12 protein-coding genes are annotated in these 12,338 nt (G+C 70.7%); 1 reads left to right on the top strand and 11 read right to left on the bottom strand.

All coding sequences use genetic code 11. The annotated features are described in order from the left end of the window. Positions 1-27 precede the first annotated feature (27 nt). From HNR30_RS20990 to HNR30_RS20965, 6 genes are read right to left on the bottom strand one after another with little or no spacing between them, the layout of a single operon-like run. A complete protein-coding gene (locus HNR30_RS20990; protein ID WP_181611594.1) occupies positions 28-1,770 on the bottom strand; it encodes an ABC transporter substrate-binding protein in 1,743 nt (580 codons plus the stop codon). Continuing rightward, positions 1,767-2,042 (bottom strand): DUF2160 domain-containing protein, encoded by a 276-nt coding sequence (locus HNR30_RS20985; RefSeq protein ID WP_181611593.1) that lies wholly within the window; start codon positions 2,040-2,042, stop codon positions 1,767-1,769. The genes HNR30_RS20990 and HNR30_RS20985 overlap by 4 nt, the downstream gene beginning before the upstream one ends. Next, positions 2,042-2,848, bottom strand: a complete 807-nt coding sequence (locus HNR30_RS20980) for a carbohydrate ABC transporter permease (protein ID WP_181611592.1) — start codon at positions 2,846-2,848, stop codon at positions 2,042-2,044. The genes HNR30_RS20985 and HNR30_RS20980 overlap by 1 nt, the downstream gene beginning before the upstream one ends. Beyond that, positions 2,845-3,708, bottom strand: a complete 864-nt coding sequence (locus HNR30_RS20975) for a carbohydrate ABC transporter permease (RefSeq protein ID WP_181611591.1) — start codon at positions 3,706-3,708, stop codon at positions 2,845-2,847. Before HNR30_RS20975 ends, HNR30_RS20980 begins: the two co-directional genes overlap by 4 nt. Beyond that, on the bottom strand, positions 3,705-4,844 hold the full coding sequence (locus HNR30_RS20970) for an ABC transporter ATP-binding protein (protein ID WP_181611590.1): 1,140 nt from the start codon (positions 4,842-4,844) through the stop codon (positions 3,705-3,707). The genes HNR30_RS20975 and HNR30_RS20970 overlap by 4 nt, the downstream gene beginning before the upstream one ends. Then, positions 4,837-5,916, bottom strand: a complete 1,080-nt coding sequence (locus tag HNR30_RS20965) for an ABC transporter ATP-binding protein (RefSeq protein ID WP_181611589.1) — start codon at positions 5,914-5,916, stop codon at positions 4,837-4,839. Before HNR30_RS20965 ends, HNR30_RS20970 begins: the two co-directional genes overlap by 8 nt. A 46-nt stretch (positions 5,917-5,962) precedes the next feature. Between HNR30_RS20965 and recD2 the strand changes: the two genes are divergently transcribed. After that, on the top strand, positions 5,963-8,065 hold the full coding sequence (recD2, locus tag HNR30_RS20960; RefSeq protein WP_312894545.1) for an SF1B family DNA helicase RecD2: 2,103 nt from the start codon (positions 5,963-5,965) through the stop codon (positions 8,063-8,065). On the opposite strand, the gene HNR30_RS20955 is transcribed toward recD2, so the two are convergent. The 5 genes from HNR30_RS20955 to HNR30_RS20935 form a co-directional block, all read right to left on the bottom strand. After that, positions 8,062-8,394 (bottom strand): STAS domain-containing protein, encoded by a 333-nt coding sequence (locus HNR30_RS20955; RefSeq protein WP_181611588.1) that lies wholly within the window; start codon positions 8,392-8,394, stop codon positions 8,062-8,064. The genes recD2 and HNR30_RS20955 overlap by 4 nt on opposite strands. Further along, the gene (locus tag HNR30_RS20950; RefSeq protein WP_181611587.1) at positions 8,388-9,338 is read right to left on the bottom strand and encodes a cobalamin B12-binding domain-containing protein; all 951 of its coding nucleotides are present in this window, start codon (positions 9,336-9,338) and stop codon (positions 8,388-8,390) included. The genes HNR30_RS20955 and HNR30_RS20950 overlap by 7 nt, the downstream gene beginning before the upstream one ends. After that, positions 9,331-10,926: a PP2C family protein-serine/threonine phosphatase gene (locus tag HNR30_RS20945; protein ID WP_181611586.1), complete on the bottom strand. Its 1,596-nt coding sequence runs from the start codon at positions 10,924-10,926 to the stop codon at positions 9,331-9,333. The genes HNR30_RS20950 and HNR30_RS20945 overlap by 8 nt, the downstream gene beginning before the upstream one ends. A 117-nt stretch (positions 10,927-11,043) precedes the next feature. Further along, the gene (locus HNR30_RS20940) at positions 11,044-11,784 is read right to left on the bottom strand and encodes a hypothetical protein (RefSeq protein WP_181611585.1); all 741 of its coding nucleotides are present in this window, start codon (positions 11,782-11,784) and stop codon (positions 11,044-11,046) included. Then, positions 11,781-12,287: a SigE family RNA polymerase sigma factor gene (locus tag HNR30_RS20935; protein WP_181611584.1), complete on the bottom strand. Its 507-nt coding sequence runs from the start codon at positions 12,285-12,287 to the stop codon at positions 11,781-11,783. Before HNR30_RS20935 ends, HNR30_RS20940 begins: the two co-directional genes overlap by 4 nt. Positions 12,288-12,338: the final 51 nt, after the last annotated feature.

Below are 12,338 nucleotides of genomic sequence, written 5' to 3'. Positions count from 1 at the left end.
AGCTGCCCGGGCCGGGTCACTCACACGTCAGTCGGCGTTCTTCCAGGTGGCGAGCAGCTTGTCGTAGTCGAGCGTCTCCGGCTTGCCCCGCTCGTCGGCGAGCTTGGGCGCGGGGGCGCCCGGCTGGTCGAGCCAGGTCTGCGCGCTCTGCTCGGGGTTGAGCTTGGGCGCGCAGTCGCCGCCGTACCCGATGCGCTCCAGGCGCGCCAGGATGTCGTCCTGCTGCTTGGCCAGGTTGTCCATCGACTGCTGCGGCGTGGTCTCGCCGGTCACCGCGGTGGCCACGTTCTGCCACCACAGCTGGGCCAGCTTGGGATAGTCGGGCACGTTCGTGCCGGTAGGGGTCCATTGCACGCGGGCGGGCGAGCGGTAGAACTCGATCAGCCCGCCGTACCTGTCGGCGTTCTGGGTGAAGTGGTCGGACCTGATGTCGCTGTCGCGGATGAAGGTCAGCCCGGTGATCGACTTCTTCAGCGAGACGGACTTGGAGGTGACGAACTGGGCGTAGAGCCAGGCCGCGTCGCGGCGTTCCTTCGGGGTGTTCTTCAGGAACGTCCACGATCCGGCGTCCTGGTAGCCGAGCTTGTGGCCGTCCTTCCAGTAGGCGCCGTGCGGGCTGGGGGCCATGCGCCACTTCGGCTTGCCCTCGGAGTCGACGACCGGCAGGCCCTGCTTGGTCATGTCGGCGGTGAAGGCGGTGTACCAGAAGATCTGCTGGGCGATCGCGCCCTGGGCGGGCACCGGGCCGGACTCGCTGAAGTTCATCCCGGCCGCCTCGCGCGGGGCGTACTTCTTCATCCAGTCGACGTACTTGGTCAGCGCGTAGACGGCGGCGGGCCCGTTGGTGTCGCCGCCGCGGGTGACGCTGGAGCCGACCGGGCGGCAGTTCTCCACCCTGATGCCCCAGTCGTCGACCGGCAAGCCGTTGGGGATGCCGGGGTCGCCGTTGCCGGCCATCGACAACCACGCGTCGGTGAAGCGCCAGCCCAGCGACGGGTCCTTGCGGCCGTAGTCCATGTGGCCGTAGACCTTCTTGCCGTCGATCGTGCCGTCGCCGTTGACCTTGTTGGTGAAGAAGTCGGCGATGTCCTCGTAGGCCGCCCAGTTGACCGGCACGCCCAGGTCGTAGCCGTAGGCGTCCTTGAACTGCTTCTTGATCTTCTCGTCGGTGAACCAGTCGTAGCGGAACCAGTAGAGGTTGGCGAACTGCTGGTCGGGCAGCTGGTAGACCTTCTTGTCCGGCCCGGTGGTGAAGCTGATCCCGATGAAGTCCTGCAGGTCCAGGGTGGGTGAGGTGACCGCCTTGCCTTCACCGTTGATGTAGTCGGACAGCGGGATGACCGCGTTGCCGCGCGAGTGGGTGCCGATGAGGTCGGAGTCGTTGACGTAGGCGTCGTAGATGTTCTGGTTGCCCTGGATCTGGGTCTGCAGCTTCTCGACGACGTCGCCCTCCTGGATCAGGTCGTGCTTGAGCCTGATCCCGGTGATCTCGCTGAACGCCTTGGCGAGGGTCTGCGCTTCGTACTCGTGGGTGGTGATCGTCTCGGAGACCACGTTGATCTGCATGCCGCGGTACGGCGCGGCCGCCTTCATGAACCACTCCATCTCCGCGAGCTGCTGCTCCTTGGAGAGAGTCGACGGGGTGAACTCTCCGCTCACCCACCGCTGCGCGGCCGCCCGCGCGTTCGCCTCGTTGAAGTCGGCGCCCGGCTCCTGAGAGCAGGCGACCAGCCCCAGCAGGGCCAGCAGTGCCATTGCTTGGTGTTTCATCCCCACCTCCCGATGACGACGATCAGTACGAGTGCACCCCCCAGAGCGAGGAGCATGGACAGGTCGGTGACGGCGATCCAGAGCACCAGGAAGGCGGCGGCGCTGATCAGCCCGATGTAGAGGCGGTCGCCCCGGTCGGTCTCGATGCGCAGGAACCCGCGGCGTGCGATGGGCGGTGAGAGCCTGGCCCAGACCCCCATGATCAGGAGCAGGGCGGCGATGCCCGCGAAGACGAGCGCCGTGGGCGTCGTCCAGAGCATCCAGTCGAACATCACACCCTCCCCAGCGCGAAGCCCTTGGCAATGTAGTTGCGCACGAACCAGATGAGGATGGCTCCAGGGATGATCGTCATGACACCGGCGGCGGCGAGCAGGCCCCAGTCGACACCGGCCGCGCTGACCGTGCGGGTCATCGTGGCGGCGATGGGCTTGGCGTCGACCGAGGTGATGGTCCTGGCGATGAGCAGCTCGACCCAGCTGAACATGAAGCAGAAGAAGGCCGTCACGCCGATCGCCGAGCGGATCATCGGCAGGAAGATCCTGAAGAAGAAGCCAGGCAGGGAGTAGCCGTCGATCGCCGCGGTCTCGTCGATCTCGCGCGGGATGCCCGACATGAAGCCTTCCAGGATCCACACGGCCAGCGGCACGTTGAAGAGCATGTGCGCCAGGGCCACGCCCAGGTGCGTGTCGAACAGCCCCACGCTCTGGTAGATCTGGAAGAACGGCAGCAGGAACACCGCGGGCGGCGCCATGCGGTTGGTGAGCAGCCAGAAGAACAGGTGCTTGTCGCCCGCGAAACGGAAGCGCGAGAAGGCGTAGGCCGCCGGGAGCGCCACGACGAGCGACATCACCGTGTTCATCGAGGTGTAGACGATCGAGTTGAGGTAGCTGGAGTACCACGTCGAGTCGGTGAAGAACGTCTCGTAGTTCTCCAGCGTCACCCGCTGCGGCACCAGCGAGAAGGCGCCCAGGATGTCGGCGTTGGGGCGGATCGACATGCCGAACATCCACAGCAGCGGCAACATCAGCGTGGCCGCGTACAGCCAGAAGACCGTGCGTGCCCAGGGAAGCCGTCTCATCGGCCGCTCCTCGTCAGGACGGTGAAGAAGACGTAGCAGACGATCTGCACGATCAGGAAGTACAGCAGCGAGAAAGCGCCGGCGGGCCCGAGGTCGAACTGCCCGACCGCGATCTTCGACAGCAGGATGCTCAGGAACGAGGTCGCGTTGCCGGGGCCGCCGCCGGTCACCACGAACGGCTCGGTGTAGATCATGAAGCTGTCCATGAAGCGCAGCAGGATCGCGATGGTCAGCACCCCTCGCAGCCGGGGCAGCTGGATGTGGCGGAAGGTCGCCCAGGCCGAGGCGCCGTCGATCTGAGCCGCCTGGAAGTAGGGGTCGGGGATCGAGCGCAGCCCGGCGTAGGCCAGCAGCACCACCAGCGGGGTCCAGTGCCACACGTCCATGGCCAGGACCGTGATCCAGGCGTCGGCCGAGTCGAGCGTGTAGTTGAAGTTGACGACCTTGTTGACCGCCCAGCCGCCGAGCCCGATGTCGCCGCGGGCGAAGATCTGCCAGATGGTGCCGACCACGTTCCACGGGATCAGCAGCGGCAGCGCGACCAGCACCAGCGCCACGCTCACCGTCCAGCCCCGCCGCGGCATGCACACCGCGATCAGCACGCCGAGCGGGATCTCGATCAGCAGCACCTGGGCCGAGAAGATCAGGGTCCTGACCAGGGCGCCGCGCACCTCGGGGTCGCGGGCGACGTCGCGGAACCAGTCGAGCCCGACGAAGATCCGGTCGAACGGGCTGAAGATGTCCTGCACCGAGTAGTTGACCACGGTCATCAGCGGGATGATCGCGGTGAAGGCCACCGAGACCACCACGGGCAGGACCAGCCACCACGCGCGGTTGTGCTTCTGCCTTCCGTCGCTCATGCCACCACCTCCCCGATCCTCACCTCGTCCCGGAAGAGGAAAGCCCTCTCGAAGCGCACGTGCTCTCCGCTCACGGGGGCGCCGGGCGCGGTCTTGGCGGTCAGCGCGTGGCCGTCGACCTCGGCGTGGACCAGGAGGTAGGCGCCCAGGTCGTCGACGCCGGTCACGCGGGCGGACAGGCCGCTCCCGCCCAGGCGCACGAACTCGGGGCGCACGCCGAGCCGTACCGGGCCCGCGCTGATCGGCATGGCCTGCGCCGAGCGCGGGCCGGGGACGGGACCCGTGATCACCGATCCGGCCGTACCCGTCGATCCTGGGGCCCCGCGCTCGCCGGGCAGCGGCAGACCGGCTGCCCGGCCAACGCACGCGCCGCCGATCCTGACCTCGCCGTCCACGACCGTCGCGGGCAGCATGTTCATGCCGGGCGAGCCGATGAAGTGTCCGACGAACTCGTGCGCGGGCGACAGGAACAGCTCCTCCGGCGTGCCCGACTGCACGATCGCGCCGTCCTTGAGGACCACGACCTCGTCGGCGAAGGTGAGCGCCTCGGTCTGGTCGTGGGTGACGTAGATCAGCGTGTGCCCGGTGTCGCGGTGGATCTCCTTGAGCTTGCTGCGCAGTGTCCACTTCAGCGCCGGGTCCACGACGGTCAGCGGCTCGTCGAGCAGCACCGCGGCCACGCCGGAACGCACCAGGCCCCGGCCGAGGCTGACGATCTGCTGGCGTCCCGCGTCGAGCCGCCTGGCCCGCCTGCCCAGGTGCTCCTCCAGCCCGAGCAGCGAGGCGACGCGGCGTACCCGCTCGTCGACCTCCTTGCGCGGGTACTTGCGGTTGCGCAGGGGGAAGGCCAGGTTGTTGTAGACCGACATCTCCTCGTACAGCACGGGGAACTGGAAGACCTGGGCGATGTCGCGCCCGGCCGTGGGCACCGAGGTGACGTCCCTGTCGTCGAAGTAGACACGCCCCTGGGTGGGCGTCAGCAGCCCGGAGATGATGTTGAGCAGGGTCGTCTTGCCGCAGCCGCTCGGGCCGAGCAGCGCGTAGGCGCGACCGCTGCGCCACGTCCACGTCATGGGCCGCACCGCCCAGTCGTCGGTGTAGCGGTGGCCGACCTCCTCCAGCCGGATGTCAGCCATGCAGGTCCACCTCCGTCGCCGAGGCCGCCAGCAGCTCGCCGTTGTCGGAGAAGACGAAGACGTGGGCGGGGTCGACGTAGGCGGTGGTGCGCTCGCCCGGCTCGAACACCTGGGTGCCCTCCAGGTGGGCGACCAGGTGGAGGTCGTCGGCGAGCATCAGGTGCAGGAAGGTGGCGCTGCCGGTCACCTCGGCCAGGCGGATCTCGGCCGGGAAGGCCAGCTGTTCGGCGCGCGAGCGGGAGATCGCCACCTGGTGCGGGTGCACACCCAGGCGTACGGCCCTGCCGGACTCGTGGGCGCGCGGCGCGGGGAAGGAGGCGCCCAGGCACTCGATGCGGCCGTCGCGCACCACGCCGGGCAGCAGGTTGAGCGGCGGATCGCTGAGGGTGCGGGCGACCTCCAGGGTCGGCGGCCTGGCGTACATCTCGGTCACCGAGCCGACGTGCAGCACCTGGCCCTTGCCCAGGACGACCGTCGGCGCGGCGAACGTCAGCGCCTCGGCCGGGTCGGCGGTGGAGTAGACGACCACGCCCCGGGAGCCGGAGAACATCGTCTTGAGGTCGGCGCGTAACTGCTCGCGTAGCTTGTAGTCGAGGTTGGCCAGCGGCTCGTCGAGCAGCAGCACGTCGACCGGGCGGGCCAGCGCGCGGGCGATCGCGGTGCGCTGCTGCTGGCCTCCCGAGAGCTCGGCGGGCCTGCGCCGCAGGAACTCGCCGAGCCCCATCAGCTCGGCGACCTCGCGCACGCGGGCGTCGGCCTGCTCGCGCGGCAGCGAGCGCAGCGGCGAGGCGATGTTGTCGTAGACCGTCAGCGACGGGTAATTGATGAACTGCTGGTAGACGAAAGCCACAGATCGCTTTCGCACCGAGACCGAACTGACATCTTTACCGTCGACCAGGATGCGGCCCGTCGTGGGTGACCGGAGGCCCGCGGCGACTCTCATCAAGGTCGTCTTGCCCGCGCCCAGGGGGCCGATCAGGGTGGTGAGCCCGTCGAGGAACTCCAGGTCGACGCGGTCGAGCCAAGTCTGGCCGCCCTGCCGTACCGACACGCCGTCAAGAATCAGCGCCACCAATTCATATAACACGTGATTCCACAGATGACCTAGGGTTCCCTTCGTGGAGGCCTCCGTCGAGCAGCTCGTGTACGTCCGCGAGGACGAATACACCGTGGCGCGCATGAGCGCCGACGGCCTGCCCGCGTTCGTGGCCGCCGGGCGCGCGCTGGCGGCCGTGCAGCCGGGCGAGACGCTGCGGCTGACCGGCGAGTGGGAGGAGCACGCCAGGCACGGCAGCCGCTTCAAGGTGAGCGCCTGCGAGCGCATCATGCCCGCCACCGTCCGCGCCATCCAGCTCTACCTCGGCTCCGGCCTGATCCGCGGCATCGGCCCGCGCCTGGCCCAGGCGATCGTCAGCCAGTTCGGCGAGGAGAGCCTGAAGATCATCGACACCGAGCCCGCCCGCCTGCGCGAAGTGATCAACATCGGTCCCGTGCGGCAGAACCAGATCGTCGAGGCCTGGCAGGAGCAGAAGGCCGTCGCCGCGCTGATGGTGACGCTGCAGGGTTTCGGCGTCAGCCCGCTCCTGGCCGCCAAGGTCTACCAGGCCTTCGGCGCCGAGTCCGAGCATGTCCTGGTCGAGGACCCCTACCGGCTGATCGGCGCCGTGCGCGGCATCGCGTTCGCCACCGCCGACCGCATCGCCCTGCGCTCCGGCGTGCCGGAGAACAGCCCGCAGCGCCTCAAGGCCGCCCTGGTCGACCGGCTCGAAGGCGCGGCCAGCGGCGGCGGCCACTGCTTCCTGTCGCCCACCGCCCTGGTGACGCAGACCGTCGAGCTCCTGGAGCAGGACGAGGAGCCGATCAGGCAGCAGCTCGACGCGCTGCGCGCCGAGCAGCGCGTGGTCGTCGAGGCCGACGCCGTCTTCCTCAAGGAGCTGCACGGGCGCGAGGTCAAGCTGACCGCCGAGCTCACCCGGCTGGTCAGGGCCCGCTCCACGCTGCGGCTGCGGCTCTTCGACGACGACCCGTCGCTGCACGAAGACCAGCAGGCGGCCGTCAACATGGCGCTGACCAGCACCCTGTCGATCCTCACCGGCGGCCCCGGCTGCGGCAAGAGCCACACCGTGAAGGTCATCGCCTCGACCGTGCGGTCCATGGGCGGCCGGGTCACGCTCTGCGCGCCGACCGGCAAGGCGGCCAAGCGGCTGTCGGAGCTGACGGGGCTGCCCGCGATGACGGTGCATCGTATGCTCGGCATCGAGCCCGACCCCGAGGCGCTCTTCGACCAGGTGCCCTCCCAGGCCGACCTGATCGTCATCGACGAGGCGTCCATGCTCGACCTGCACCTGGCCACCCGGCTGTGCTCCGCGGTGCCGTCGGGCAGCCACGTGCTGCTCGTCGGCGACTCCGACCAGCTGCCCAGCATCGGCCCCGGCAGCGTCCTGGCCGACCTGCTGCAGGTCGAGGAGATCCCCCGGGTGCGGCTCACGCACATCTTCCGCCAGGCCTCGGGCAGCGCGATCGTCCGCGCGGCGCACGACATCCGCGCGGGAGCCATGCCGCAGCTGCCGGGCGGCGGCGGGTTCTGGTTCGAGGAGATCGACGATCCCGCCCAGGTGGCCTCCCGCGTGGTGGAGCTGGCCACCGTGGGCATCCCGCGCAAGCAGGGCGTCTCCCCCGACCAGGTGCAGGTGCTGTGCCCGATGCGCAAGGGCCTGGCGGGCACCGCCGAGCTGGGCCGCATGCTGCAGGAACGGCTCAACCCGCCCGGCGCCGACCGGCCCGAGCACTGGGCGGGCTCCTCCGTCTTCCGCGTGGGCGACCGGGTCATGCCGATCCGCAACAACTACGACAAGGGCGTCTTCAACGGCGAGACCGGCGTGGTCACCGCGCTCTCCCCCGAGGAGCGCACCGTGGAGCTGGTCGTCGACGAGCAGAGCGTGACCTACGGCTTCGACGAGCTCGACGACCTGACCCAGGCCTACGCGATCAGCGTGCACCGCTCGCAGGGCAGCGAATACCCGTTCGTCGTGGCGCCCGTCGTGGTGGAGGCGGGCGGCATCATGCTGCGACGCCGCCTGCTCTACACCCTGGTCACCCGGGCCAAGGCCTGGGTGGTGCTGGTCGGCCAGCGCAAGGCGCTGGAACTGGCGGTGTCGCGGCTCGGCCAGCGCCGCAACACCACCCTTGCCAGGCGGCTGACCGCCGCCCTCGGCGGTTAGAGGTCAGGTCCCAGGTCGAAGACGGTGTCGAGGCACGTCACCCGGAGCAGCCGCCGCACCCGTGGCGTCATGGCCACCAGCCGCATCCCGGCGTCGTGCCGCCTGGCGTCCTTGCGCACCCGGATCAGCGCGCCCAGGCCGGAGGAGTCGATGAACTCCAGCTTCGACAGGTCGACGTCCAAGCGCGTGACGCCCGCCGCCAGCAGCGGAGCGGCCGACACGGGCAGCTGGCCCGCGGTGTCGAAGTCGAGGTCCCCGACCAGGATCAGCTGGCAGACCCCAGGTTCCAGGGATCTGACCTCGATCTGCAGGTGGCTCCTGCTCAACATGACGCCGCCCGGATGCCGTCGGCGAGAAGCCTCTCGCCGCGCGGGAAGTCGCGAAACGCGCCCGCCAGCTCGGACAGGGCGTCGACGAGGTGGCCGGCGTCGAGCCCCCGGACCTTCCTGACGGGCACCAGCCACGTCACGAAGTCGGTGAAGACGGTGCTGTCGTCGGTGTAGAGCGCCGCCGCCAGGAAGTCGATCACGTCGATGGCCTCCTCCAGGGCCATGCGCTCGGCCAGCGAGCCGCGCGAGCGCGCCACCCTGAGGTACTCCTCGTCGGCCGGCGGCTCCGGCTCGACGATGGCGGGGCGCCGTACGCCGCCCGAGACGGCGCGCGCCGCCCCGGCCGCGGACTCCGCCCACAGGTCCGCGCCGAACCGGCGGGCGTACCTGCCGTCGGCGCCGAACCCCTGACCGCCCGCGAGCACGGTCACCCCGGCCGCCTGGCCGGCCCGTATCGTGGCGTGCGCCTTCGGCAGCGCGCTCGCCCGCGAGCAGCCCAGGGCGACGGCGTCGCACCCGCTCTGGTGCAGGTGAGCCACCAGTTGGGGGGCCGGAACGCTGGCGCCCAGGTAGTCGACGCGCCAGCCGTACAGCCTGAGGACCTCGGCCACCAGGCGCACGGGCAGGGCGTGGAAGTCCCCGTCGACGCAGGCCACCGCGACCCTGCCGCCGTGCCACGGATCGGGGCGCGCCTGCGTCATGACCGCGCCCACCGCGCGCTCGCTGATGGCACTGGCCCGGTGTTCGCGCGCCACGCTCCAGTGGTTCTGCGCCCACAGCCGGCCCACGTCGTGCTGGACCGGGGCGATCACCTCCATGAGCAGCCGTTCCGCGGGGACGCCGAGCTCCAGCAGCCGCAGGGCCTGGTCCACCGCGCCCGGCTCGTCGCCGTCGCCGATGTGGTCGAGGAAACGCGCTCTCGCCTTCGTCAGGACGTCATCCATGATCGTCGCGCTCCTTCCGTGCGGGGGGCCGGGCCCTGACCGCCAGCAGCCCTCGATCGTCGAGCTCGTCTCCTCCGGTCCATTCGGTGATCAGCTGGTCCAGCCGCTCGACCACGGCCGTGGCGGGCATGCCCTCGCATCCGGCCAGCGCGTCGGCCAGCCGGGCGGTGCCGTACGGCTCGCCCTTGCCGGGGCCGCCGAGCGCCTCGGCGTTGCCGTCGGCGTGGAGCAGGCACAGCTCGCCCGGCGCGAGCTCGAAGTCGACGGCGCGCAGGCCCAGCTCGTCGTCGTCGAAGGCCCCGAGCGGCGCGCCGCTCACGGGCAGCGCGCGCACGCTGCCGTCGCAGCGCAGCACCAGCGGGGCGGGATGGCCGGCGGAGGCGAGCGTGGCCCGCAGTCCGCCGCCGGGCAGCGGGCGCATCGAGCACAGCGCCAGCGACAGGTAGGGGCTGGGCACGCCGGCGCGCGGCAGCCCCCTGTTGATCAGGTTCATGAGCGGCACCGGACGCCGCTCGACACTCTGCAGCATGCGCAACGAGTGGCGCAGTTGTGAGGCGGTCAGCGCTGCGCGTGCCCCTCGCCCGCACACGTCGCCGAGCGCCACCATGAGCTCTCCCTCGCGCTCCTGGATGTCGAGGAAGTCGCCGCCGGTCCTGCCGGCCTCCGGGCAGGTGCGGATCGTGCCCGCCGCGTCGGCCCACGAGACGTACGGCTGGCCGGGGGCCAGGCAGGCGCTCAGCGCGGCGTTGACGTCAGCCTGTTCCTGGTAGCGGGCGGCGGTGCAGATCGCGGCGCCGACCCGGGCCGCGAACAGCCGCACCAGCGTCTCGGCCTGGTCGTCGAACAGAGCGCTGCCCTCGCGCCGCAACAGCAGGAGCGCGCCCGCGGGCACGCCGTCACCGGGCAGCGCCGCCACCGACAGCGCCCGCACCTGGCCGAAGCCCGGAGGGGTGAGCCAGGCGGGCACCAGGAGCGGGTCGAGCCACCGGCTGGGCACCGCCGAGCCGAACAGCGCGTCGGTGACCCCCGGCACCTCGGACATGGCCGCCAGGGGTGTGCGGCCCTCGTCGGCCTCGCGCCCGGCCGCGCCGCGCACCCACTCGACGTGCCGCCTGCGGGCGGGCAGCAGCAGGATCGCGGCGTCGGCCAGGAAGTCGGTGGCCAGGCGGACCGCGGCGTGCGCGCAGCGGCGCACGTTCAGCGAGGCCGTCAGGCGGAGGCCCGCCTCGGCCAGGAAGTCGGCCTGCCGGCGCTCGGCCAGCAGGGTGTCGGCACTGGTGTCGCGGAGGTACCACACGCGGTGTGAGCCGGCCACGTGCTGCCTTCGCACCTTGAGGCGACGGCCTCGGTGTTCGGCTTCGCGGCTCTGCCCTTCCGCGGCCATGAGATCGAACAGTCCGGTGAGGCTCCCGGCCGAGACCGAGTAGCCAGGGGTGAGCTCGGGCACCAGCGCCTTCGCAGCGGCGTTGGCGAGCAAGACTGTGTCGTCCGACGCGCACAGGACGACGCCCTCGCTGCTGGCGCCGAGCACGCCTTCCAGCAGCGGGGCGTCGTCAAGGACGCCGCCGAACGCGGGCACGCTTTTCATCACCTGAACCCTTCAAGCGGGGGGTGATGGATCGGGCCCGGGCACCTGGTCCATCGTTGAGCTCATTGTGCCCCTATCGGACACGTGGCGTACGGCTTTCAGCGCACTCGGTAGCGGTCAGGGACGGGTGCTCCGCTTGCCGTCCGGCGCGGGCTGCGCGTCCGGGGGTGCCGCCACCTCCTCCCGGGCCCCGAAGTCGAAGTAGTCGGCCACGTTGCGGCTGTCGCCGACCTGCATCTCCATGTGCCGGACCCGGCCCTGCTCGTCGATGTCGACGATGCCCGTCACGTGCCGGTCGCCCTTGAGGTCGGGCAGGTCGATCTCGAAGGAGTAGCGGGTGCCGGTCCAGCCGTCGCCCGGGGCCGCGCCCTCCTCCTTGACCTGGCTGGCCGCCTGGAGCTGGGCCAGCGCGGCCTGCGGGTCCATGTAGGCGAGCTTGAAGACCGGCGGGTCGTCCACCCTGGGCTCGACCGTCCACCTCACGCCGTCGTACTGGTAGACCTGGTCGCCGATGAACCTGGTCTCCCGTCCGGTTCCCTCGACGACCGTACGGCCGGTCCTGGCCGCGGGGTCGAAGTAGCCGGTCGAGGTCATGCTCTTCTCGGGTGAGACGGAGGAGCCCGTCACCCTGAAGCTGTCGCCCGCCGTGCGCTCGGCGGCCGCGGTGACCACCGCCAGGGCCGAGCCGGTGGTGCTCGTCATGGTGATCACCGCCGCCAGGGCCGCTGCCAGTGCGGCCAGCACGGGCACGAGCACCCGGCGCCGCCGTGCCGGCGCCTCGAACTCGACCCGCTCGGGGCCGCCGTCGCTCGCGGTGGCCAGCAGTGACCTGACCGCCCGCTCCGTCGCCTCGTTCATCGCCTTGCCTCCACTTCGTCGTCATCGGGGATCAGCTCCGCGCCGAGTACCTCGCGCAGCCTGCGCACGCCCCGGTGGGTGTGCGTCTTGACGCTGCCGACCGAGCAGCCCATGAGCTCGGCCACCTGCGTTTCCGGCAGATCCTCGAAATACCGCAGGACCAGCGCCAGCCGCTGGCGTGGCGGCAGGATCTCCAGCGCCTGCCGTACGGCCAGCGCCAGCGCGGGGTCCTCGGGCCGGGCCGGCGGGTCGGGCATGGCGTCGCTCGGCGTCTCTCTGCGCCAGCTCACCCGCCACCAGGATCGATGGGTGTTGACCAGCGTGCGCCGCAGGTAGGCGTCGGGATCGGTGGCCGTGTCGAGGCGCGGCCAGGCCTTGTACAGCTTGACCAGGCAGCTCTGCAGCAGGTCCTCCGCGGCGTGCCAGTCGCCGGTGAGCAGGACCGCGGTGCGCAGGTGATGCGCGCCGCGCCGCCGTACGAAGGCGGAGAAGTCGTGAGCCATACCGTGCACACTCCTTCGGCGGCCGACGAGGTTGACACTAGAGCAGAGCCT

The organism is Nonomuraea soli (assembly GCF_013761175.1).
Lineage (GTDB): Bacteria > Actinomycetota > Actinomycetes > Streptosporangiales > Streptosporangiaceae > Nonomuraea > Nonomuraea soli.
The sequence above is the reverse complement of the archived record's forward strand: the minus strand, read 5'-3'. Positions and strand labels throughout refer to the sequence as shown.

Coding starts and splice junctions, on each gene's coding strand:
- HNR30_RS20990 (WP_181611594.1), bottom strand. CDS start 1,770: ATGAAACACCAAGCAATGGCACTGCTGGCCCTGCTGGGGCTGGTCGCC.
- HNR30_RS20985 (WP_181611593.1), bottom strand. CDS start 2,042: ATGTTCGACTGGATGCTCTGGACGACGCCCACGGCGCTCGTCTTCGCG.
- HNR30_RS20980 (WP_181611592.1), bottom strand. CDS start 2,848: ATGAGACGGCTTCCCTGGGCACGCACGGTCTTCTGGCTGTACGCGGCC.
- HNR30_RS20975 (WP_181611591.1), bottom strand. CDS start 3,708: ATGAGCGACGGAAGGCAGAAGCACAACCGCGCGTGGTGGCTGGTCCTG.
- HNR30_RS20970 (WP_181611590.1), bottom strand. CDS start 4,844: ATGGCTGACATCCGGCTGGAGGAGGTCGGCCACCGCTACACCGACGAC.
- HNR30_RS20955 (WP_181611588.1), bottom strand. CDS start 8,394: ATGTTGAGCAGGAGCCACCTGCAGATCGAGGTCAGATCCCTGGAACCT.
- HNR30_RS20950 (WP_181611587.1), bottom strand. CDS start 9,338: ATGGATGACGTCCTGACGAAGGCGAGAGCGCGTTTCCTCGACCACATC.
- HNR30_RS20945 (WP_181611586.1), bottom strand. CDS start 10,926: ATGAAAAGCGTGCCCGCGTTCGGCGGCGTCCTTGACGACGCCCCGCTG.
- HNR30_RS20940 (WP_181611585.1), bottom strand. CDS start 11,784: ATGAACGAGGCGACGGAGCGGGCGGTCAGGTCACTGCTGGCCACCGCG.
- HNR30_RS20935 (WP_181611584.1), bottom strand. CDS start 12,287: ATGGCTCACGACTTCTCCGCCTTCGTACGGCGGCGCGGCGCGCATCAC.